The following is a 21,510-nucleotide window of genomic DNA, read 5'->3' as shown; positions in this document are numbered from 1 at the left end:
TGCCAGATCGCGATGGTGTTATTTATGATTAATAATCAACAGGTTAATGGGTATTTGTGACAAGCTCATGTTTGCCTGCCAGGAAATCGTGTGCGCAACCGGTTGCTATCATCCGCAAACGGTTGCATTGAGGGATTATTATTTATATGCGGCAACTATCCGCGCTGCGCTGCTAAAAGGCGCACTAAAAAAAGGCATAATCTGAATTAAACGCACCAACAGTGTGCAGATCGGTTTAGTAAATAAATCATAACCTTTTCGTCCTTATCAGCTTACCTTTGAAATGGTAAGGTGGCTGGAATTGAAAATACCTTGAGGAACAGTGAGATGATTGTATTTGTTACTGGCGCTACCGCAGGATTCGGAGAAGATATCACCCGCCGCTTTATTGCTCAGGGGCACAAAGTGATCGCCACCGGCCGCCGTCAGGAGCGTTTACAGGCGCTGAAAGAGGAGCTGGGTGACGCTGTATATACCCTGCAACTGGACGTGTGCAACCGTGCCGGTATCGAAGAAGCGCTGGCCAGCCTGCCCGCCGACTGGCGCAATATCGACGTGTTGGTCAACAACGCCGGTCTGGCGTTGGGCATCGAGCCGGCGCATAAAGCCAACGTCGATGACTGGGATCTGATGATCGACACCAATAACAAAGGCCTGGTGTATATGACCCGCGCGGTGTTGCCGGCCATGGTTGAGCGCAATGTTGGCCACATCATCAATATCGGTTCGATTGCCGGCAGCTGGCCTTACGCCGGCGGCAACGTGTATGGCGCCACCAAAGCCTTCGTGCGTCAGTTCAGCCTGAATCTGCGCGCCGATTTGCATGGCACCGCGCTGCGCGTCACCAATATTGAACCGGGCCTGGTTGGCGGCACCGAGTTTTCTAACGTGCGCTTCAAGGGCGACGATGCCAAAGCGGACAGCGTGTATGACGGCGCGGAACCGTTAACGGCAGAAGACGTGACCGAAGCGGTGTACTGGGTGGCGAACCTGCCTAAGCACGTCAATATCAATACGCTGGAGATGATGCCAGTCGGTCAGACGCTGGCAGGTTTGAAGGTGCACAAGGCGTAATGTTAGACGGAGCGCAAGCGCTCGGGCGATAACGATGAAAACAGGCTGCAGATGCAGCCTGTTTTCATTTACCACACCCGGTTAAATCACGATCTCATCCATCGCCTGCTGAATACGCTTCTCCGAAACCGGATAGGGCGTGCCAAGCTGCTGGGCAAAATAGCTCACCCGCAACTCTTCAATCATCCAACGCACGTCCTTCACGTCTTCATCTTCGCGGCGAACGGCGGGCAACTTGTTGTACCAGGTGGACCAGGCCTGCTGAATTTTTTCAATTTTCAGCATTCTGGCGCGATCGCTGTGCGGATCGATCGGCATTTTTTCCAGCCGCCGCTCCATTGCCGTCAGATAACGCAAGGTATCCGACAGTCGCTTCCAGCCGTTCTGGGTAACAAAGCCTTTGTACACCAGGCCGCCTAACTGTGCCTTAACGTCAGACAGCGCCAGCGCCATACTCATATCCACGCGCCCTTTCAGACGTTTGTTGATATTGAACACCGCGGTGAGGATCTGCTCGACCTTTTTCGCGATGTCGACCACCGTGTCGTTCAGCTCGGCGCGAACCTTATCATGCAGTTTGTTGTAACCCGCTTCCTGCCAGGTTGGGCCGCCGTGTTCATCAATCAGCTTATCAATACCACAGGCAATGCAGTCATCAATCAGATCCAGCACCTTGCCATACGGGTTGAAATAGAGCCCCAGCTTGGCTTTGTTGGGCAGCTTTTCATGCAGATATTTGATCGGCGACGGAATATTAAGCAGCAGCAAACGCCGCTGGCCGCGCCACATGGCCTTCTGCTGCTCATGCTGCGAGTCAAACAGGCGGATCGCCACGCTGTCTTTCTCATCCACCAACGCCGGCCAGGCCTTCACGCTGTAATTTCCGCGCTTCTGCTCAAAATGATCTGGCAGGTCGCCAAAGCTCCAGATATGCAGACCGCTCTGCTCCAGCCCGTCATCGGCGACCAGCGAAAGCGTTTCCTGCACTTTTCCTTTCAGCGCCAGCTTCAGCGCGGCGAGATCGCGCCCTTCGTTCAGCTTGCGGTTGTTTTCATCCACCACCCGGTAGGTGATTTTCAGGTGATCGGGCACCTGATCCCACTGCCAGGCTTCACGGTCAATGGTAATCCCGGTCATACGCCGGAATTCGCGTTCCAGCGACTCCAGCAGCGGCAATTCCATTGGCGTCACCCGGCCAAGGAAGGCATCCGCATAGTTTGGCGCGGGCACCAGATTGCGGCGAACGGGTTTTGGCAGCGATTTGATCAGCGCGATAATCAACTCGCGGCGCACGCCCGGAATTTGCCACTCGAAGCCGTTCTCCTCAACCTGATTCAGCAACGGTAACGGCACGTGCACCGTCACGCCATCGGCTTCGGTGCCGGGCTCAAACTGGTAGCTCAGGCGCAGCTTGAGGTTGCCCTGTTGCCAGACGTTCGGGTAATCCAGCTTGCTGACGTTGCTGGCGCCCTCTTTAATCAGCATCTCTTTGGCGAAGTTCAGCAGTTCAGGCTGTTCGCGGCTGGTTAGCTTCCACCAGCTGTCGAAATGCCGGGCAGACACCACGTCCTGCGGAATGCGCATATCGTAAAAGGCGAACAGCGTCTCGTCATCCACCAGAATGTCGCGACGGCGGGACTTATGCTCCAGCTCTTCCACTTCTTCACGCAGCTTGAGGTTGGCTTTGAAGAACGCGTGACGCGTCTGCCATTCCCCTTCCACCAGCGCGTTACGGATAAACAGCTCACGGGACAGGACCGGATCGATCTGGCTGTAGTTCACCTTGCGTGCGGCAACAATCGGCAAGCCATACAGGGTGACTTTTTCACTGGCCATTACCGCGCCCTGCGCTTTCTCCCAGTGCGGTTCGCTGTAGCTGCGTTTGATCAGATGCTGAGCCACCGGCTCGATCCACTCCGGATCGATACGTGCGGCAATGCGGCCCCACAGCCGGCTGGTTTCCACCAGCTCCGCGACGATGGTCCATTTCGGCGGCTTCTTAAACAGCCCCGAGCCAGGGAAGATCGAGAAACGGGCGTTACGCGCGCCGGTATATTCCTGCTTATCGGCGTCTTTCTGACCGATATGCGACAGCAAACCGGTTAGCAGCGCGGTATGCACGCCACGGAAATCGGCGGGCTCGCTGTTCAATGGGATGCCCTGTTCACGCACCACCTGACGCAGCTGGGTGTAGATATCCTGCCACTCGCGCACGCGCAGATAGTTAAGGTATTCCATCTTACACAAGCGGCGGAACTGGCTGGACGACAACGCTTTCTGCTGCTCCTGCAGGTAATCCCACAGGTTCACAAAGGAGAGGAAATCGGACTCTTTGTCGGCAAAGCGGCGATGCTTCTCGTCTGACGCCTGCTGCTTATCTGCCGGACGCTCGCGCGGGTCCTGAATGGACAGCGCCGAGGTGATGATCATCACTTCGCGCGTACAGGCATAGCGCTGCGCTTCCAGCACCATTTTGGCCAGTCGTGGATCGACCGGTAGCTGCGCCAGCGATCGGCCCGACGGGGTCAGCTTATAATGCTGATCCTCGCTTTGGGTGATGGCACCCAGCTCTTCCAGTAGCTTGACGCCATCCTGGATATTGCGCTTGTCCGGCGCTTCGACAAACGGAAACGCGGCGATATCGCCCAGCCCCAACGCCGTCATCTGCAGAATGACTGACGCCAGGTTGGTGCGCAGAATTTCCGGATCGGTAAATTCCGGGCGGTTAATGAAATCATCTTCTGAATAGAGACGAATACAGATCCCTTCAGAGACACGACCGCAACGGCCCTTACGCTGATTGGCCGAGGCCTGTGACACCGGCTCGATCGGCAGACGCTGAACCTTGGTGCGGAAGCTGTAGCGGCTGATACGCGCGGTACCGGGATCGATGACGTACTTGATGCCCGGTACGGTCAGCGAGGTTTCCGCCACGTTGGTGGCCAGCACGATACGGCGACCGGTGTGCGACTGGAACACGCGGTTTTGCTCGGCATTGGACAGGCGCGCATACAGCGGCAGAATTTCGGTGTGCGGAAGATCGCGGCGGTTTAAGGCATCCGCCGTGTCGCGGATTTCCCGTTCACCGCTCATAAAGATCAGGATATCGCCACGGCTCTCCTGCCCCAGCTCATCGACCGCATCGAAAATGGCCTGCAGCTGATCGCGATCGGTATCATCCGCGTCTTCCACCACCGGACGATAGCGAACCTCCACCGGATAGGTGCGGCCGGAGACTTCGATTACCGGCGCATTGTGGAAATGTTTGGAGAAGCGCTGCGGATCGATGGTCGCCGAGGTGATGATCACTTTTAAATCCGGGCGACGCGGCAGCAGCTCACGCAGATAGCCGAGTAAAAAGTCGATGTTCAGACTGCGTTCATGCGCTTCATCAATAATGATGGTGTCGTACTGCAACAGCAGCCGGTCCTGCTGGATCTCCGCCAGCAGGATACCGTCGGTCATCAGCTTGACCTGAGTGGTGTCGCTGACCTGATCGTTAAAACGCACCTTATAGCCAATGCAGCCACCGAGGCTGGTTTCCAGCTCGTCGGCGATGCGATCGGCCACGGTGCGCGCCGCCAGGCGTCGTGGCTGCGTATGGCCAATCAGCCCGGTAATGCCCCGGCCCAGCTCCAGACAAATCTTTGGCAGCTGGGTGGTTTTCCCTGAGCCGGTTTCACCGGCGACGATCACCACCTGGTTGTCGCGGATCGCGTCGGCAATGTCCTGCTTCTTCTGACTGACCGGCAAATTTTCCGGGTAACGAATCGTCGGCGTCGCCGCACGACGGCTGGCCACACGCTGTTCAGCCACGGTAATTTCCGCCGCCAGCTCGTCAGCGATCGCCTGCATCGCCTCAGGCTTGCTGACTTTTTTAGCCCCGTGCAGGCGCTTCAGCAGACGCTGGCGATCGCGCAGCATCAGCGAGTCCAGGCGTGGGAAGAGCGCGGTCAGGGGAGATTGAGGTGTTGTCGACATAAGGGTATAAACTCGCTAATCGCCGTCACTCCGGCAAACAACAGATGATTCGAAGGATAAAAATTTTGCGTAGTGTAGCACAGACAACCACTTAGCCATGACTCCCTGCCGTTAACCTTGTTCAGTAAATTCGAACATAGGCCTCAGAATATTGCACTATCACTGAGGGATGTTTACCCCTAGAGTGTAAATCATTGAGTGAAATCCCTTTCACGTATCACACAGGAAATTATCATGAGCAAAGTTTTAGTTCTGAAATCCAGTATTCTTGCCGGTTATTCTCAGTCAAATCAGCTGGCCGATCACTTTATTGCAGAGTGGAAAGCCGCTCACGGTAGCGACGAAATCACCGTTCGTGACCTGGCAATGAACCCAATCCCGGTACTGGATGGCGAACTGGTTGGCGCGCTGCGTCCTTCTGATGCCACTCTGACCCCACGTCAGCAGGAAGCACTGGATCTGTCCAACGAACTGATTGCTGAAATTCAGGCTCACGACACCATCGTGATCACTGCACCCATGTACAACTTCAACATCCCAACGCAGCTGAAAAACTACTTTGACCTGGTTGCCCGTGCTGGCGTGACGTTCCGCTACAGCGAAAACGGCCCGGAAGGCCTGATCACCGGTAAGAAAGTGGTGGTGATTTCCAGCCGTGGTGGCATCCATAAAGATACCCCAAGCGATCTGCTGACCCCTTACCTGAAACTGTTCCTCGGTTTCCTGGGTATGTCAGACGTTGAGTTCGTCTTCGCTGAAGGCATCGCTTACGGTCCGGAAGTGGCGACCAAAGCCGCTAACGATGCAAAAGATGTGCTGAAGCAGATCGTTGCTGCTTAAGTCGTGATCTTGCCGTAAAGGGTAAGCCTGAATAAAAGCCGGTCACCGCAAGGGACCGGTTTTTTATTGCCCTTTCTTGAGCCACTGACCGTTGATGCCGCGCACGTATTGCCCGGCGGCAGCGCGCTCAACCAGCTTTTGTCCGGCGATGCGCCCAACTTCAGCGGCGGTCATATTATTGCGCAGCGCCAGTGCCTGATACTGCTGCTGACGGCCCTGGTTGATACGATCGACCAGCGCCTGAGCGTCAGCGTTCTGGGTAACGGCAGCGATGTAGCCGCTCAGGGTTTCGCCGACCAGGCCTTGCTGACGGGCCTCATCCAGCGTCAGGGCCATCGCTGCCGGTGACAACAACAGGAACACCAGCGCCAGCGCTTTTAGCTTTTTCATCATCGTCCCCTCAGAACAGTCCGCTCTGATTTTTTAACAGCGCCTCAACGTCTTTATCGACCTTGATATGGATCTCATGCTCAATTTTCACGTTCATATTGATGGTAATCGGCTCTTTTGGCGCAGCCACCTCAATACGCGGGACGCAGCCGCTAAGCAGCAAAATCCCGGCAGGCATCAGCAGGCTAATGCGTTTCATCGGTCGTTTCCTTTTGAGTCGGCAGTGCAGCGTTTTGCTCTACCCACGATTGCAAATTATCGCCAAAGCGCAGGCTGCGCCACAGCTGGAACAGGTTTTCGCGCTGAGTGTAGTTCAGCGTCACCCGCTGGTTTTTGTCGCTAAAGCGGCTGGTGCCGTTGACCTGCGCCTTCATGGTCATCGCCCCCAGATTATCAATGTCGACGGTGGCCCAGCTGCGGGTGATCTCCATATAGCGCAGCCAGTCTATGGCGGCGCCCGCCGCAATATTGTTGCTGGCGATGGCATCGGCAAAATCCTTATCCATCCTGACGGTCAGGGGGCCGTTATTGGCAATCCAACCGTCTTTGATCAGCCAGTGGGAATTGGTCAGCCACAGCGGCAGTGCGCCATTAATATGACCGGACATGGCAATCTGTTTGGGCTTCATCGCCGTGATTAGTTCGCTCATGCTGATATTTCGTAAGCGCAGCGTCGCGGCTTCGGTCTGCGGCATCTGCAGACTTTCCATACTCAACTGGCCGCCCAGTACCTCCACCGCAACGTTGCTTAAGCGCAGCGGCTGGCGATCGCTCCATGGATACCAGCCCTGCAAATCGGCGGTGATATTCTGCAAGGCAAACTGATTTTTCACCTCTTTAATCCGCAGCGACACCGGCCCTTTGGCACCGAAATACCACTGGTGCGCCTTCAGCCTGAACGGCAGCGAAAAGTCGATGCCGTTAATTTCATTGTCCGGCATCCATACGCTACCGTTGTTCACCACCCAGTGACCTCCGGCCTCGAAGCCCTGATCGGCGGCGGCGGAGAAGGCAACCTGCGCCTTGAGGGTTCCGCCCTGGATTTTCATCTTCAGGTCATTACTGAGCAGCGGCTGGAAAACCGACAGCGATTGTTGCGGCCACCAGGCCTGACCGCGCAAACGAACGCCGTCCCAGCGGCCCTGAACGCGAACGGGGCCAATATCCTCTGCCTGCAAGCTGCCGTTATAGAGGAACGCCGCCGGATCCTGACCTTTCACCGCCAGGGTCAGCGTCGAAGGCGGCAGATAACCGCCGCTGCTGAAGGTGGTTTGCTGCGCATCCAGGCGGAATTTCCCTGCAAAGGCAGGATGCGCAACATCGCGCTGCCATGATACCGGCGCCGCCAGCGTTAAACGCGGCGCACGAACGTTAACGTTGCCATAACTGATTTGATCAAAGCCGGTTGAAAGCGACGTCAGCTCAATCAATGAATCCTGCCAGCGGCCCTTGCCATTCATGTCCCATTTGGCCGACAGCGGGGCCATATAGCCCTCGCCCCAATAGCGCCCGAACCACTGACCTTTATCCGGCCAGAAGTCGTTTGCCCGCCCATCCAGATGCAGCTTAAAACGCCCCATCTGCGGGTCGTGTGCGGTAAGAATGGCCTGCAGGCGTCCGTCAATGCCGGCGGATGAGACTTTCACTCCGGCCAGCGGCCAGCGCGCCTCATCCACTTCCAGCGTCGAAAGCAAACGTCCGCGCATTCGCAGCAACGCGCCCGGCTGTAACAGCAGCGTTGGGTCCAGCAGCGGCCCCTGAACCTCGCCAGGCAGCCCAGCGTAAAATTGCAACTGCGCCAGTTTACTTTCGCCGGTCAGGCGGAATGGCAGCTGGCTGTTGCTCCAGTCAAGATGTCCCGGCCCCAGCGACAGCACCACGTTGCCTTTGCCGCCTCTTCCCTGGGTCAGCACGTTAAGTCGGCCGGTGATCTCGGTTGCCGGAATCCCCTGCTGCCAGTTTTTCAGTGCCAGGGTAATGCCGCCGGACAACGGTTGTGCCGCATAAGGCCAGCGCCATTGACCCTGCTGGATCAGGATCTGTTGGTCTGAGATGGCCCATGGCAAGGTCACCAGCGGCGCATCATCGCCCTGCTGATGCACCACCAGTTGCCCCTGCTGCTGTTGCCAGTCCAGATTGACGTTGAGCGGCGCAGGAATGCCCTGCAGCGTCATATCGGCAGTCAGTTTTCCGGCATCAGGCAAGGTGTCAGGGATTTTTGGCAGGTTCAGCGTGCCGGCAACCGTAATTGGCTCGGGGACGCCTGGGGCTTTAACGGTCAGCGAATGGATCGCCAGCTGCTGGCCGTTGAGTTCAGCGTCCAGCGAGAGATTCGGACTGCGGTAACGGACGATCTGTCGCGCGCTGTCGAGGTTGAGCTTCAGCTCTCCACCCCAGCTTTGCCACGGCGAAATAGCCAGACTGTTGATGGTGATATCCGCACGCGGCAGCATGGCCTGCCAGTCGGCGATGGAACGCGGTGCCGAAGGCGTTTCACTGGCCGGGAGCTGGCTGGCACAGGTGCTGTCGACCTGCACCGTCGCGGCATTGACCGCCCAACGTCCGTTTGCGCGGCCCAGTGACAGATCCTGTACAGCGGCAAGTTCACAGTCGCCGACGCGGTAGCGCACGCCCGGGATCTGGAGCTTACCGGACAGCCAGCGGGGATTGCTGTCCAGCACCAGAGCGGTGTTGGCAGGCAGCCACACCCCAGCCAGCCGCGGAAGCCAGTGGGTTACAGTCAGCAACAGGCTGGCAATCAGCAGCACAACGATCAGCACGATCGCTATCGCTACCTTCCAGCCACGCGAAAGGCCAGTCAACATTCCGCTCCATCCGTGAATATCATAGGGTGAAATGATGGCACGGAATGTCACAAGGGAGAAGTTTTTAACAGATAATCAACGCATTCAGCGCAAATATCCGCCTTCCGTCATCTCAGGGTCGCCGCGTATTGAGAATTATTGTTACTATGCTGTCAGCGCTATTCCCTTTACGGTCACAGGAGAGAGATCATGAAACTTGCGGTGTACAGTACGAAACAGTACGACCGGAAATACCTTGAGCAGGTCAATGAAGACTACGGCTATGAACTGGAATTTTTCGACTTTCTGCTGACTGAGAAAACGGCCAAAACGGCGGTGGGCTGCGATGGCATCTGCATCTTCGTTAACGACGACGGCAGCCGCGTGGTGCTGGAAGAGCTTGCCGAGCTGGGCATCAAGTTTATCGCACTGCGTTGCGCCGGCTTTAATAACGTCGATCTGGCTGCGGCGAAAGAGCTGGGCATTAAGGTCGTTCGCGTACCGGCCTATTCCCCGGAAGCGGTGGCGGAACATGCCGTCGGCATGATGATGACGCTTAACCGCCGAATCCACCGCGCCTATCAGCGCACCCGTGATGCTAACTTTTCCCTGGAAGGATTGATCGGCTTCAATATGCACGGCCGCACCGCCGGTGTGGTGGGAACCGGTAAGATCGGTCTGGCCACGTTGCGCATCCTGAAAGGCTTTGGCATGAAGCTGCTGGCGTTCGATCCCTATCCGAATCCACTGGCCATCGAACTGGGTGCCGAATATGTCGATATCGACACGCTGTTTGAGCAATCGGACGTCATTTCCCTGCACTGCCCGTTAACGCCCGAAAATCATCATTTACTGGATATGTCAGCTTTTCAGAAAATGAAAGATGGTGTGATGATTATCAACACCAGCCGCGGTGGGCTGATTGACTCGCAGGCGGCAATTGATGCACTGAAGCTGCAAAAGATTGGTTCGCTGGGAATGGACGTGTATGAGAACGAGCGCGATCTGTTCTTTGAAGATAAATCGAATGACGTGATTCAGGATGATATCTTCCGCCGCCTCTCATCCTGCCATAACGTGTTGTTTACCGGTCATCAGGCGTTCCTGACCGCTGAAGCGCTGACCAGCATTGCGGAAACCACGCTGGAAAACCTCAGGCAGCTGACCAATAATCAACCCTGCCCGAATGAACTTACGGCGGACTGAATGCGCTGAACCGGTCAGGATCTCTGGCCGGTATTACCGTGCGCAGGTGCCGCTTGCCAGCGCATTTTCACCACAGCGTCGGCCATTTGCCAGCTGGCACATGCCAACAGAGCTGCCGTCTAACTGACGAGATAAGGCTAAGGTTCCCCCGGCGTTTGCACAGGTGCTGGACGCTAAGTCGGACATCACCACGCGAGGTGGCACATGCGCACTGGTAGCCTGTTGCGGCGGTTCGTTGTCGGCTTCATTGCTGCTGCAAGCGGACAGCAACAGCGCACAACCGACAAGCAGAAAGGTCGCTGCTTTCATTTATTCTCCGGGGAACGGTAATTATGCAGAAAGCCAGCATAAGCTACGATCCCAGGCGGGTCGATAGCTGTCACGAATATTTACCAAATTAACATGCCTGAAATAGCAATAGCCTGCCGTCTCATTTTATAACGGGTAAAATTAAGCAACTGAAAGTGCCTACAAATCAGAAGGATAATCTATGTTAATGGATCTGCTGCTGCGTATCGCCTTAGCGGGAGCGTTGGGAGGATTGATCGGCCTTGAGCGCCAGCTCCGCGCTAAAGAGGCCGGTTTACGCACCCATATTCTCGTCGGCATTGGCAGCGCGATGTTTATGATCGTCTCTAAGTACGGTTTTGATGACATTATTGCTCAGACGCATATTGGTCTGGATCCCAGCCGTATCGCCGCTCAGGTCGTCAGCGGCATGGGCTTCCTCGGTGCCGGCACCATCATTATTCAAAAGCAGGTGGTTAAAGGCCTGACCACCGCGGCAGGCCTGTGGGTCACCGCCGCCATCGGTCTGGTGATTGGTAGCGGACTGTATGAAATTGGCATTTATGGCACCCTGCTGGCGCTGATCGTGCTGGAGACGTTTCGCCGCATCAGCCACTGGCTTATTGGCCGCCACCACACCCTGATCTTCCACCTTAAGCCCAAAAGCGTGCCGCTGGTGTTAATCGCGTTAGAAAAGGAGCGCGTTCGCACCGGCCAGGTATCGGTGGTTAACCGTGATGTTGAAACCGGGCTCTGTGAAATGACAATTGACGTGACATTGTCACGCAATATCGCTCCGCATCAAATTTATGACGCGTTGTTAGAGATTAAAGGCGTGACGTCGGTCGAGATGCAATAAACGCCTGCCAATTTATCAGCATGTGCGCACGCGGCCTGTAGTCGCCTGACAAATGTGGCATGATGCGTTGATGCATCGCCTGAAAATGAATGAAGATGGCAAAGAATGCGTATCTAAAGCAGCAGTTTACAGGGTCAGGTGGGATTTCCGGCCTGACTGGCAAGGTAACTAAAAGGAGAAGTGGATGACCGATAAAAATATCCTCATCGTGGCAAAGTTCACTGCCCGGCCTGGCAAAGCGGATGAGTTAAAAAAAGTGCTGAACAACGGCGTGAAACCGGCCCGTGCTGAAGCGGGTTGCCTCCATTACGATCTGTATCGCAGTGTGGAAGACGGGAACGTGTTTCTGTTCCATGAAACCTGGAAAAATGCCGAAGCGGTCGAAATTCATGGCGGACAGCCGCACTTCAAAACGCTGATGGCCGACGCCGAACCGTTGCTGGCGCAACCGCCTGAAGTGCATAAAATCTGATGTTTACTCACTGAAAAAAAAAGGCCTGATTCGCTCAGGCCTTTTTTATTGCGGGTGATAAAGCGGCTATTTCAGCAAGCGCGCCCGGCAAGATTTGCCTTTGATTTTCACCTGCTGTAATTGCTTCATCGCCTGACGCGCGGTGTCCTGACGGATTGCGACATACGCCTGGGTTGGCGCGATATCGATTTTACCAATCACGTCGCTGCTCAGACCGGCATCGCCGGTCAGTGCCCCGAGAATGTCGCCAGGACGGATTTTCGCCTTACGGCCACCGTCCAGGCTCAGGGTCGCCATTTCGGCCAGCAGCGGCTGTGCGGCCACCGATTTCAGCTCGGACACCTTATGCCAGCTCAGCTTCATCTGCAGGAAATCTTCCAGCGCATGGGCTCGCACCATCTCATCTGGCGCGACAAAGCTGATTGCGCACCCTTCTGCGCCGGCACGCGCGGTACGGCCAATACGGTGGACATGCACTTCCGGGTCAAAGGAGAGTTGATAGTTAACCACCATCGCCAGGGATTTAATGTCCAGCCCACGCGCGGCAACATCGGTGGCGACCAGCACGCGGCAGCTGCCGTTAGCGAACTGAATCAATACCTGATCACGATCGCGCTGTTCTAAATCGCCGTGCAGCGCCAGTGCGCTGATTTTGGCGCTGTCCAGCGCATAAGCGACGTCGTCACATTCGCGTTTGGTGTTACAGAACACCACGCAGGAGCTTGGTTTCTCATCGCTCAACAGACCGATCAGCGCGGTTAACTTTTCACGCGCGCCGGCTTCATAAAAGCGCTGGTCGATAGTCGGTAAGTCAGATACCACGTCGGTTTCAACCGCCACCGGCTCACGCTGAATATTCTGGCTGATGCGCGCGATATCCTGCGGCCAGGTTGCCGAGAACAGCAGCGTCTGGCGCGATGCCGGACAGTATTTGATGATTTCTTCAATATCTTCGCGGAAGCCCATTTCCAGCATCCGGTCCGCTTCATCCAGCACCAGGGTGCCGATCTGATCCAGTTTCAGCGTTTCGCGCTTAAGGTGATCAAGGATACGGCCTGGCGTACCGACCACGATATGCGGCGCATGCACCAGCGAATCGCGTTGAGCCCCCATTGGCTGGCCGCCGCACAGGGTCAGAATTTTGATATTCGCGGCAAAACGGGCCAGACGACGCAGCTCTTTCGCCACCTGGTCAGCCAGTTCACGCGTTGGGCATAACACCAGCGATTGCGTGACAAACTGGGTCACATCAATGCGATGCAGCACGCCGAGGCCAAAGGCGGCCGTTTTTCCGCTGCCGGTTTTGGCCTGAGCGCGAACGTCCTTCCCTTCCAGGATCGCCGGCAAAGCGGCCGCCTGGACTGGGGTCATCGTATGGTAGCCAAGCTCATTCAGATTATCGATCTGGCTGGCTGGCAGGGCTGTCAGGGTTGCAAAAGAAGTCACACATTACTCTCTGATAAAACCGGCGGGCGGATTGGCGCTGAGTGTAGCAGAAAACCCTGCCCGCAGGTGGCGGCCGGGTGGGTAACCGGCCAGCTAAGGAAGATTAAGCGGCAACCGTCGCCGCTTAATAAAAAATATTAGAGGTTAGTCACATCGATAAACATGGATTTGTCGATGTTGGTCGAAGAAACCGTCGCTTCGGAAAACGCGTACTCTTCCCTGTCGCCTTCACGATCCAGCGGCAGGTTAACAAAGTCGAACAGATTGCGATCGGCCAGCTGGCTCGGGCTGACGTTCTGAATCGATTTAAACACGCTTTCCACGCGGCCAGGTTCTTTCTTATCCCAGTCGGTCAGCATCGATTTGATCGCCTGACGCTGCAGATTTTCCTGCGACCCGCAAAGGTTGCACGGAATGATTGGGAAGGCTTTGTGTTCCGAGTATTCAATCAGGTCTTTCTCACGGCAGTACGCCAGCGGGCGGATCACCACGTTACGTCCGTCGTCTGAACGCAGTTTCGGTGGCATCGCCTTCATGCGCGCACCGTGGAAGATGTTGAGGAAAAGCGTCTCAACGATGTCATCCATATGATGGCCCAGCGCGATTTTGGTGGCGCCAATGCGCTCGGCAAACGAGTAGAGCGTGCCGCGGCGCAGGCGGGAACACAGACCACAGGTGGTTTTGCCTTCAGGGATCTTCTCTCTGACGACGGAATACGTGTCCTTATCGACGATGTAATAAGGAATATCCAGTTTCTCGAAATACGCCGGCAAAATATGCTCGGGGAAACCGGGTTGTTTTTGGTCGAGGTTAACCGCCACCACGTCGAAATGGATGGGGGCGACCTTTTTTAAATTCAGCAGGATATCCAACATGGCGAATGAATCTTTGCCGCCGCTCATACAGGCCATCACCACATCATTTTCTTCAATCATGTTGTAGTCGATGATGGCGTTGCCAACGTTTCTGCGCAGACGTTTCTGCAACTTGTTGTATTCGAGCGATTCTTTTCTTGTATCTGTTTGATTCATAGCGACTTCTCATAACGTCGAAGCGGGTCGACGGTCGATTTCCTGGTTGGACACTTTTCTGGCGGGGAGTATACGGGTTTTTAGTGCAGGTTTAAATAATCCTGGCGGCGGGCAGCGCCAGAAGATAAGGAGACGTCCCTGTCAGCCAACCTGCCCGGTGAGGGGCAGGCATCGCCATCAGGCATAGGGTGGCGGATCTAAAATCGGATCGGGATCGATCGGCGGATCTGGCATCGGTTGTGGGGTTGGGATCGGTTCAGGGATCGGGACCGGGTCGGTCGGAATGGGATCGGATGCGTGTGGAGTGTCCATTGTGTTGAGTAACATGTCTTCCTCCTCAGACGTGGCATGTCCTTAAAGCATAGGCACCCCAGCCTGAGCTGGCAAATGGACAAAAAAAAGCCGGGAATCCCCGGCTTGTACGAATCAATGTGCTATGCAGTAATTCAAATAAAAAGGAAGTAAGACAATATGGAGCGCAACGCCCATCGCTTGACGTTGCATTCACCTGCGGGAAAGAGTTTGCCCCAACGCTGCCCGGTGAATATTGATTTGTGTCAGTTTTAAGCGCCCTTTTTATCTTTTTCAGGCTGATTTTTCCATCATCTCACAACCATTTACGTCTTTTTAACCACCACGCAACGCCAAGCACCAACACCACCAGCAGGAAGCAGAAGGTGCCAAATCCATATCCCCAGCTTCCACCCGGAATGCCGCCGAGGTTCACCCCAAACAAGCCGGTCAGGAAGGTGGTTGGCAGGAACACCATCGCCATTAGCGACATGGTGTAGGTTCTGCGGTTCATCGACTCCGCCATCACCGTGCTGATTTCATCCGATAACACCGCAGTTCTCGACACGCTGGCATCCAGATCGTCCAGCCCGCGCCCTAACCTGTCAGCGATATCCTGCATTCTGCGGCGGTCGTCGTCGCTCATCCACGGCAGACGCTCGCTGGCGATGCGGGAAAACACATCACGTTGCGGCGACATATAGCGCCGCATGATAATCAGCTGTTTACGAATTAACGCCAGTTCACCACGGGGTGGGATCTGCTGATCGACCACCGCGTCTTCCAGGTCGATAATTTTATCGTGCAGCTCTTCAATAAATTCACTGGTGTGATCGGTTAACGCATCACACACGTCCACCAGCCAGCCGCCGCCGTTTACCGGACCGTTGCCGTTTTGCAGATCGGTCAGCACTTCATCAATGGCGAATACCTTGCGCTGGCGGGTAGAAACAATCAGCTTGTCATTAATAAACACCCGAATAACCACCAGCTGATCGGGGCGGGATTCGCTGTTCAGATTCACGCTGCGCAGCGTAATCATCGTGCCATCGCCCAGGCGGTTGACCCGTGGCCGCATACTGTCGCCGCCGAGCGCATCGCGCACCGAATCAGGTAACAGCGGCGTTGAAACCAGCCAGTCGGCACTTTCGCGGTGGGTGTAATTCAAATGCAACCAGCAAGGCCTGTCGCAATGAATCACATCTTTATCGTCGATGGGGATTAACCCGCCCTTGCCATCCAGCTGACAGGAAATTATGGCATCCGATATCTGTAACGCCTTGCCTTCAATAACGTCCACAACTGCTCCGCATTAAGCATAATCAATACGATACAGTCTAGCCTGCCCGCTCGTCGTTGCAAAATGGCCATATTCCTGTGGGCGTTAAAAAGCATGTCAATATGCGAACAGATACGCGCCCGCCCGGCAACCCGAGCGGAGAAAGGCAGATATTCATTACACCCGGCAGGAAACCGTCAGCTCTGCGCGCCACCCTGACACTTGGTTTGCTCCAGCGCTTTCAGCTGGGTCATGCGCTGGTCAGCATGCTTTTGTGCCAGGCTTTTTGCTACGCCATTGCCGATGCCAAAATCACCGATAAATCCGAGCACCGTAAGGCCGTCGAACTCGCCGGTTTTATTGATTTTTGCCTGGGTTTGTTGCTGCGAGGCGATTTGTGACTCGATGCCGGTGCAGTCCAGCGTGGTCGCCTGAACGTTACTGACAGGAGGTGAGGAAGGATATTGCTTCAGGGCACAGCCTGACAGCAACAGAGACGCAGTAAGTAAGCAAACTGACTTCAGCATAAAGTACCTGATCCGGGTTGAAGAACAACGTTGACCGGAACAGTATCCGTTATCAACATCTCATCCGATGCCATGAACAATTGGCTAATTTGCTGGCTTATTACACAATCAGCTTGCCGGCGCGGCAGCGAAAGCCCCGCGCCGGCCGGTCATCAGTGCTTAATGATGTACATCGTACGGCTGTAGGCCACATCTTCCGGGTTGGTGATGGGATAGCCTTTCACCCACGGCTTAATCAGACGTCCATTGGTATACTGATAAATTGGCGCAATGGGTGACTGAGCGGCAATGATCTGCTCGGCACGGTTGTAATCGCCGTTACGCGCTTCGGCGTTGGTTTCCCGGCTGGCTTTATCAATCAGCGCATCGTATTCCGGGCTGTTGAACTTGGCGATGTTGCCGCTGTGCGTCGAGGTCAGCAGGCTGAGGAAGGTCGATGGCTCGTTGTAATCCCCGACCCAGGACGCGCGGATCACATCGAAGTTGCCGGTGTTACGGCTGTCGATATAGGTTTTCCATTCCTGGTTTTGCAGCTTAACCGACACCCCAAGATTCTTCTTCCACATCGACGCCACCGCGATGGCCACCTTCTGGTTATTCTCTGAGCTGTTATACAGCAAGGTCAGATCCAGCGGATGGTTTGGGCCATAGCCCGCGGCGGCCAGCAACGCTTTTGCCTGCTGGTTCAGCTCTTCCTGAGAATGCTGCTGCAGGAAACCGGGTTTCGGTTTGAAGCCCGCCGTCACATCGGCCGTAAAGTGCCAGGCCGGCTTCTCGCCGGTTCCCAATACCTTCTCGGCGATGATTTTGCGATCAATACTCCACGTAAGCGCCTTACGTACGCGCACGTCGGCCGTCGGCCCCTTGGTGGTATTAAACGCGTAGTAGTAGGTTCCCAGCTGATCCGGCGTGTAGACCTGGCCCGGCAGATCCTTCTTCAACATGCTGTACATATTTTTCGGGAAGGATTCGGTGATATCAATATCGTCAGCGCGGTAGCGTTTGGTGGCGCTGGATTCTTCGTTGATCGGCACAAAGGTTACCTTGGTCAGCACGCTGTGGGCGTTATCCCAATAGTGGTCGTTGCGCACCAGCACCAGCTTTTCGTTTACTACCCGCTCCTGCAGCTTATACGCGCCGTTGCCGACCAGCGTGCCCGGCTGCACCCACTCTTTCCCTGCTTTTTCAATCACCTTTTCCGGTACCGGATAGAGGCTGAAGTTGGCGGTCAGGCTGACGAAATACGGCACCGGTTTATCCAGCGTGACCTTAAGACGGTGATCGTCCAGTGCGGTGACGCCAAGCTTATCCGGCGTCATCTGCCCTTTGGTGATCGCTCCGGCGTTCTGGATGCCGGCCAGCTCCGCAAACCAGGCAAACGTAGAGCCGATTTTCGGATCGACTAACCTGCGCCAGCTATACACGAAATCATTGGCGGTGACCGGATCGCCATTCGACCATTTGGCGTCCTTACGCAGGGTGAAAATCCATGTTTTGTTATCGGTGGTCTGCCACTGCGTTGCCACGCCGGGAATAATGTTGCCTTTGGCATCCTGATTGGTCAGGCCCTCGAACAGATCGCGGATCACCTGAATTTCGGGCAGGCCGACCGCTTTTGCCGGATCGAGCGAGGCAGGCTCGTCTTTTATATGACGGACAATTTCCTGACGTGAGGCCAGTGCCGTTCCGGGCGGAACCTCAGCAGCAGAGACAGAAGCAGTGACAGCCAGCGCCAGCATAGCCAGCGTGAAACGGGATGAATTGTTCATCAGGACACCTCAACGTAGGGGCAATTAAACGGGCAGATAATCCGACTTTAGCGCAAATCGTTGATAGATAAATAGCATTTTTCGCTACATTGGTCATGGGTTCGGAAAACCGTGACCTGACAGCCCTTTTGTTCCCGGCGCGTTTACGCTAGTTTTAAGTAGACCGTCCAGGTTAGATAAACCGTCCAGGAGTGTAAAATCATGTCCCCGATCCATCCGCGCCCGTTACGCGGCAAGCTTGATGCAGTCAGTAAGGTTTATGGTGCCTCGGTACTCGGTGCGCCGCTGTTATGGTTCCCTGCTCCGGCGGCTGACGAAGACAGCGGATTGATCCTGGCGGGAACGCACGGTGATGAGACGGCTGCGGTGGTGACGCTCTCCTGTGCGATGCGCACCTTACTGGAACCGCATCGCCGACATCATGTGGTGCTGGCGGTGAATCCCGACGGTTGCCAGCTTGGGCTGCGGGCCAATTCACGCGGCGTGGATTTGAACCGCAACTTCCCCGCGGCTAACTGGCAGCCGGGCGACACGGTTTATCGCTGGAACAGCGAGGCCGATGAGCGGGATGTTGTGCTGTCTACCGGCGAAAAACCGGCATCAGAACCTGAAACGCAGGCCTTATGTGATTTGATTCATGCGCTGAAGCCGAGTTGGATCGTCACGTTCCATGAGCCGCTGGCCTGCATTGAAGATCCGGATACCAGCCCGTTAGGTCACTGGCTGGCGAAGAAGATGGAACTGCCGCTGGTGACCAGCGTCGGTTATGCCACCCCGGGTTCTTTTGGCAGTTGGTGTGCCGACCTGAGCCTGCCGGTGATCACCGCTGAATTGCCGCCGATCTCCGCCGACGAATCGACGGAGAAATATCTCGGCGCCATGGTCGATCTCCTCAGCTGGCAGCCTTAAAAAGCGATCCGGCCGCAGCTGAACGGCAGCGCCGGGTCCACATCCACCGCCAGCCAGGTTGGCCCATCCAGATCGATAAAACGGGCCGAATTAACCAACGGCAGCGCGGCGGCGATGGCACGTGATGTACAAAGCATACATCCCAGCATGATCTCAAAACCGGCCGCTCTGGCTTCCTGCGCCAGGGCCAGCGCTTCGGTCAGACCGCCGGTTTTATCCAGTTTAATGTTGACCATCTCATAGCGACCTTTCAACCCCGCCAGGCTTTCACGGGTGTGGCAACTCTCATCGGCACAAACCGGCAACGGATGGATGAAGTTTGCCAGCGAGGCGTCATCGCCCGCCGGCAGCGGCTGCTCCAGCATCGCCACGCCAAGGTCAGCCAGCAGCTGACAGCGCGCAGCCAGTCCTTCACTGTGCCAGGATTCGTTAGCATCAACAATCAGCGTTGCCTGCGGCACGGCGGTTCTGATCGCCACCAGCCTTTCGGTGATCAACGCATTATCCATTTTGATTTTCAGCAGCCTTGCGCCATTTTCCCACAGCGCCAGCGCCGAGCTGGCCATCATTTCTGGCGCATCAATACTGACGGTTTGCGCCATATCGATAATGAAGGGTTGCGTGGTCCCGGTAAGATGCCAGAGGTTGGTGGACAGCTTTCTGGCCTGCAAATCCCACAGCGCGGAGTCAATCGCATTACGCGCCGCGCCAGCAGGAAGCGCCTGCTGAAGCTGTTCGCGGGTCATTCCCTGTTCAAGCTGGGTGTATAACGCCGCAATTTGCGCCAGCACCGACGCTTCAGTTTCTCCGTAACGGGGATACGGCGTGCATTCACCGACCCCTTTAATTCCCCCTTCCTCCAGTTCCACCACCACCACACCGGCCTCGTTGCGTGAGCCACGGGCAATCACAAAAGGCGTATGCAATGGCCAGGCTTCCGGGTACACCTTTACTGCTCTCATCAACAAATCCTTATTGCGGGGAAGAAAGTGAAAATACACCATCAACATAGTCCTGACTGGAAGGGTTTGGCAATGTGTGAGCCAATTTCACAAATTGCCGATCCTGTTTTAAAATAACAGGGGTTAATCATTATTCAGCATCAGTGAGGGAGGTTCGTTTTGACTATTACTGACGAAGATCAGGAGCACCACGTTATGCTTGGCGAAGCAGCGATGAGTCTTATCTTCAGCAGGCAAGAAATAAGTCCGGCAGCATTACTGCACCAACTGCAGGTAATGGCCGTTGATGAAGACGACGATGACAGGCTGTTGCAGATCGCGCAGACGAGAAAATGGCTGGTTACGCAAAAGAACCACCATGCCGGCACTCCTGCAAAAAATGCGGTTACGGCTTCGGATAGCCAAAACGATCCAGAATCCCGTGGCGCTGATAACCGACCACGCTCATCACAGTCTGACGAAGCGGAAAAGTAAACAGCCTGTATCCGGGGAGGCGGCTCTGCTCCTTCCCCCTGTATTTCCCACCCCTCCCAAATCCCCTCACCGCTTGAAATGCATCCAGTTTTTCTGCAAAACACGCTGTCGTCGCCGCAGCAACACTAAAAATTCTCTTTGTAACTCCCTGATAACAAATAGCTAGCACTTTATGCCTAAAATAGCATCCCTGGATAACCCGGAAATTCTGTACAAGCTTGCTTTACATGTATAACTTTAACGCCGAAAACGTGGGTAAAATTTGAACTTTATGACTGAGAGGGCAGCTTAATGCATCAGGGCGGATCGCACCCAAAGACTGAAAATGACATCAGTCGTTATTTTAATGAGGCCGTGTTGCCTTCTCAGCAGGAAACATTGGGCCAGATAGTGGTGGAGATTTTGCGTTCAGGCAAAAATCTTAACCGTAAATCACTTTGTTCTAAACTCCTTACCCGGCTGGAACTGGCGTCAGGACCGGAGCAGGAGCAACATTACCACGAACTGATTGGTCTGCTATTCGGCCGCCGGGCCTGAACGCAGTCTTAATGATTCAGAGATGTTGGTATGGATAAAAACGACGAAGAAAAACGGGTTGATATTCTACTGGGCGAAGCAGTGATGGTCTTGCTTAAGGAAGATGCGGCAATCAGTAATGCTGCGTTGATCAAGCAGCTGAGGCTCCAGTCCGAAATGGAAACGGACCCGCGACAAAAGCGTGCTTACCGACTGGCGGTAAGTGAAGTGAGAAACTATGCTTCTGCCGGCACGCCACTACCCCGTCATCAAGTTCACAATCGTGACAAGAAACGGCCCCTTGTAAATCAAGGGCCACCAGACGGCAGCAAAAAACATTGATTTAACTTTACGCTGGCATTACGCCAGTTTTTGTTACTTTATAAGGTCTT

At 55.3% G+C, this 21,510-nt stretch carries 21 protein-coding genes; 9 read left to right on the top strand and 12 right to left on the bottom strand.

Annotated elements, in window-relative coordinates:
- Window positions 1-327: 327 nt before the first annotated feature.
- Window positions 328-1,074, top strand: coding sequence for a bifunctional NADP-dependent 3-hydroxy acid dehydrogenase/3-hydroxypropionate dehydrogenase YdfG (gene ydfG, locus ACXKZG_RS11115; RefSeq protein ID WP_013202293.1), 747 nt, complete (start codon window positions 328-330; stop codon window positions 1,072-1,074).
- An 81-nt stretch (window positions 1,075-1,155) separates the two neighbouring features.
- Here the strand turns inward: ydfG and hrpA are convergent, their stop codons facing one another.
- The gene (gene hrpA / locus ACXKZG_RS11110) at window positions 1,156-5,055 is read right to left on the bottom strand and encodes an ATP-dependent RNA helicase HrpA (protein ID WP_134824218.1); all 3,900 of its coding nucleotides are present in this window, start codon (window positions 5,053-5,055) and stop codon (window positions 1,156-1,158) included.
- Between the two features lie 234 nt (window positions 5,056-5,289).
- Here hrpA and ACXKZG_RS11105 point away from each other — a divergent pair, with 234 nt between their 5' ends.
- Window positions 5,290-5,895: an FMN-dependent NADH-azoreductase gene (locus ACXKZG_RS11105; RefSeq protein WP_013202295.1), complete on the top strand. Its 606-nt coding sequence runs from the start codon at window positions 5,290-5,292 to the stop codon at window positions 5,893-5,895.
- A gap of 63 nt (window positions 5,896-5,958) precedes the next feature.
- On the opposite strand, the gene ACXKZG_RS11100 is transcribed toward ACXKZG_RS11105, so the two are convergent.
- Genes ACXKZG_RS11100 through ACXKZG_RS11090 form a run of 3 tightly spaced genes read right to left on the bottom strand, consistent with a single transcriptional unit; the run spans window position 5,959 to window position 9,110 of the window.
- Window positions 5,959-6,285 (bottom strand): YdbL family probable chaperone protein, encoded by a 327-nt coding sequence (locus ACXKZG_RS11100; RefSeq protein ID WP_041692014.1) that lies wholly within the window; start codon window positions 6,283-6,285, stop codon window positions 5,959-5,961.
- Window positions 6,286-6,295: 10 nt separating this feature from the next.
- A complete protein-coding gene (locus ACXKZG_RS11095; RefSeq protein WP_041692015.1) occupies window positions 6,296-6,484 on the bottom strand; it encodes a YnbE family lipoprotein in 189 nt (62 codons plus the stop codon).
- Window positions 6,471-9,110 (bottom strand): YdbH family protein, encoded by a 2,640-nt coding sequence (locus tag ACXKZG_RS11090; RefSeq protein ID WP_488876188.1) that lies wholly within the window; start codon window positions 9,108-9,110, stop codon window positions 6,471-6,473. The genes ACXKZG_RS11095 and ACXKZG_RS11090 overlap by 14 nt, the downstream gene beginning before the upstream one ends.
- Before the next feature lie 189 nt (window positions 9,111-9,299).
- On the opposite strand from ACXKZG_RS11090, the gene ACXKZG_RS11085 reads away from it, so the two are divergent.
- Entirely contained in the window at window positions 9,300-10,295 is a 996-nt protein-coding gene (locus tag ACXKZG_RS11085; protein ID WP_346567377.1) for a 2-hydroxyacid dehydrogenase, read from the top strand.
- A gap of 33 nt (window positions 10,296-10,328) precedes the next feature.
- On the opposite strand, the gene ACXKZG_RS11080 is transcribed toward ACXKZG_RS11085, so the two are convergent.
- Window positions 10,329-10,604, bottom strand: a complete 276-nt coding sequence (locus ACXKZG_RS11080) for a putative hemolysin (protein WP_013202300.1) — start codon at window positions 10,602-10,604, stop codon at window positions 10,329-10,331.
- Window positions 10,605-10,785: 181 nt separating this feature from the next.
- Here ACXKZG_RS11080 and ACXKZG_RS11075 point away from each other — a divergent pair, with 181 nt between their 5' ends.
- Together ACXKZG_RS11075 and ACXKZG_RS11070 are read left to right on the top strand one after the other, a co-directional pair.
- Window positions 10,786-11,442, top strand: coding sequence for an MgtC/SapB family protein (locus ACXKZG_RS11075; RefSeq protein WP_013202301.1), 657 nt, complete (start codon window positions 10,786-10,788; stop codon window positions 11,440-11,442).
- Between the two features lie 184 nt (window positions 11,443-11,626).
- Complete coding sequence (locus tag ACXKZG_RS11070; RefSeq protein ID WP_013202303.1) at window positions 11,627-11,914, top strand: putative quinol monooxygenase; 288 nt, start codon at window positions 11,627-11,629, stop codon at window positions 11,912-11,914.
- Window positions 11,915-11,980: 66 nt separating this feature from the next.
- Here ACXKZG_RS11070 and dbpA read toward each other — a convergent pair whose 3' ends face one another.
- The 6 genes from dbpA to ACXKZG_RS11040 form a co-directional block, all read right to left on the bottom strand.
- Window positions 11,981-13,360, bottom strand: a complete 1,380-nt coding sequence (gene dbpA / locus ACXKZG_RS11065) for an ATP-dependent RNA helicase DbpA (protein WP_013202304.1) — start codon at window positions 13,358-13,360, stop codon at window positions 11,981-11,983.
- 137 nt (window positions 13,361-13,497) lie between these two features.
- A complete protein-coding gene (gene ttcA, locus ACXKZG_RS11060) occupies window positions 13,498-14,391 on the bottom strand; it encodes a tRNA 2-thiocytidine(32) synthetase TtcA (protein ID WP_013202305.1) in 894 nt (297 codons plus the stop codon).
- A gap of 177 nt (window positions 14,392-14,568) precedes the next feature.
- Entirely contained in the window at window positions 14,569-14,718 is a 150-nt protein-coding gene (ynaL, locus tag ACXKZG_RS11055) for a proline-rich small protein YnaL (RefSeq protein WP_013202306.1), read from the bottom strand.
- 280 nt (window positions 14,719-14,998) lie between these two features.
- Window positions 14,999-15,982, bottom strand: a complete 984-nt coding sequence (gene zntB, locus ACXKZG_RS11050) for a zinc transporter ZntB (protein WP_105758891.1) — start codon at window positions 15,980-15,982, stop codon at window positions 14,999-15,001.
- 176 nt (window positions 15,983-16,158) lie between these two features.
- Window positions 16,159-16,488 carry a hypothetical protein gene (locus ACXKZG_RS11045; protein ID WP_013202308.1) on the bottom strand — a complete coding sequence of 110 codons (330 nt, stop codon included), beginning with the start codon at window positions 16,486-16,488 and terminating at the stop codon, window positions 16,159-16,161.
- A gap of 152 nt (window positions 16,489-16,640) precedes the next feature.
- Complete coding sequence (locus ACXKZG_RS11040) at window positions 16,641-18,257, bottom strand: peptide ABC transporter substrate-binding protein (RefSeq protein WP_346597358.1); 1,617 nt, start codon at window positions 18,255-18,257, stop codon at window positions 16,641-16,643.
- 201 nt (window positions 18,258-18,458) lie between these two features.
- Here ACXKZG_RS11040 and mpaA point away from each other — a divergent pair, with 201 nt between their 5' ends.
- Window positions 18,459-19,166 carry a murein tripeptide amidase MpaA gene (gene mpaA / locus ACXKZG_RS11035; RefSeq protein ID WP_013202310.1) on the top strand — a complete coding sequence of 236 codons (708 nt, stop codon included), beginning with the start codon at window positions 18,459-18,461 and terminating at the stop codon, window positions 19,164-19,166.
- Here the strand turns inward: mpaA and ycjG are convergent.
- Window positions 19,163-20,128 (bottom strand): L-Ala-D/L-Glu epimerase, encoded by a 966-nt coding sequence (gene ycjG, locus ACXKZG_RS11030; RefSeq protein WP_013202311.1) that lies wholly within the window; start codon window positions 20,126-20,128, stop codon window positions 19,163-19,165. The genes mpaA and ycjG overlap by 4 nt on opposite strands.
- A 159-nt stretch (window positions 20,129-20,287) precedes the next feature.
- Here ycjG and ACXKZG_RS11025 point away from each other — a divergent pair, with 159 nt between their 5' ends.
- The 3 genes from ACXKZG_RS11025 (at window position 20,288) to ACXKZG_RS11015 (ending at window position 21,460) form a co-directional block, all read left to right on the top strand.
- A complete protein-coding gene (locus ACXKZG_RS11025) occupies window positions 20,288-20,602 on the top strand; it encodes a hypothetical protein (RefSeq protein ID WP_134824221.1) in 315 nt (104 codons plus the stop codon).
- 291 nt (window positions 20,603-20,893) lie between these two features.
- Window positions 20,894-21,139, top strand: a complete 246-nt coding sequence (gene ycgZ, locus ACXKZG_RS11020; protein ID WP_488876187.1) for a regulatory protein YcgZ — start codon at window positions 20,894-20,896, stop codon at window positions 21,137-21,139.
- A gap of 30 nt (window positions 21,140-21,169) precedes the next feature.
- Window positions 21,170-21,460 (top strand): hypothetical protein, encoded by a 291-nt coding sequence (locus ACXKZG_RS11015; protein ID WP_053142934.1) that lies wholly within the window; start codon window positions 21,170-21,172, stop codon window positions 21,458-21,460.
- Window positions 21,461-21,510: the final 50 nt, after the last annotated feature.

Source organism: Erwinia sp. 2186 (assembly GCF_057812255.1).
This window is presented reverse-complemented; position numbering and strand designations above follow the sequence as displayed.

Coding starts and splice junctions, on each gene's coding strand:
- ydfG (WP_013202293.1), top strand. CDS start 328: ATGATTGTATTTGTTACTGGCGCTACCGCAGGATTCGGAGAAGATATC.
- hrpA (WP_134824218.1), bottom strand. CDS start 5,055: ATGTCGACAACACCTCAATCTCCCCTGACCGCGCTCTTCCCACGCCTG.
- ACXKZG_RS11105 (WP_013202295.1), top strand. CDS start 5,290: ATGAGCAAAGTTTTAGTTCTGAAATCCAGTATTCTTGCCGGTTATTCT.
- ACXKZG_RS11100 (WP_041692014.1), bottom strand. CDS start 6,285: ATGAAAAAGCTAAAAGCGCTGGCGCTGGTGTTCCTGTTGTTGTCACCG.
- ACXKZG_RS11095 (WP_041692015.1), bottom strand. CDS start 6,484: ATGAAACGCATTAGCCTGCTGATGCCTGCCGGGATTTTGCTGCTTAGC.
- ACXKZG_RS11090 (WP_488876188.1), bottom strand. CDS start 9,110: ATGTTGACTGGCCTTTCGCGTGGCTGGAAGGTAGCGATAGCGATCGTG.
- ACXKZG_RS11085 (WP_346567377.1), top strand. CDS start 9,300: ATGAAACTTGCGGTGTACAGTACGAAACAGTACGACCGGAAATACCTT.
- ACXKZG_RS11080 (WP_013202300.1), bottom strand. CDS start 10,604: ATGAAAGCAGCGACCTTTCTGCTTGTCGGTTGTGCGCTGTTGCTGTCC.
- ACXKZG_RS11075 (WP_013202301.1), top strand. CDS start 10,786: ATGTTAATGGATCTGCTGCTGCGTATCGCCTTAGCGGGAGCGTTGGGA.
- ACXKZG_RS11070 (WP_013202303.1), top strand. CDS start 11,627: ATGACCGATAAAAATATCCTCATCGTGGCAAAGTTCACTGCCCGGCCT.
- ttcA (WP_013202305.1), bottom strand. CDS start 14,391: ATGAATCAAACAGATACAAGAAAAGAATCGCTCGAATACAACAAGTTG.
- ynaL (WP_013202306.1), bottom strand. CDS start 14,718: ATGTTACTCAACACAATGGACACTCCACACGCATCCGATCCCATTCCG.
- ACXKZG_RS11045 (WP_013202308.1), bottom strand. CDS start 16,488: ATGCTGAAGTCAGTTTGCTTACTTACTGCGTCTCTGTTGCTGTCAGGC.
- ACXKZG_RS11040 (WP_346597358.1), bottom strand. CDS start 18,257: ATGAACAATTCATCCCGTTTCACGCTGGCTATGCTGGCGCTGGCTGTC.
- mpaA (WP_013202310.1), top strand. CDS start 18,459: ATGTCCCCGATCCATCCGCGCCCGTTACGCGGCAAGCTTGATGCAGTC.
- ycjG (WP_013202311.1), bottom strand. CDS start 20,128: ATGAGAGCAGTAAAGGTGTACCCGGAAGCCTGGCCATTGCATACGCCT.
- ycgZ (WP_488876187.1), top strand. CDS start 20,894: ATGCATCAGGGCGGATCGCACCCAAAGACTGAAAATGACATCAGTCGT.
- ACXKZG_RS11015 (WP_053142934.1), top strand. CDS start 21,170: ATGGATAAAAACGACGAAGAAAAACGGGTTGATATTCTACTGGGCGAA.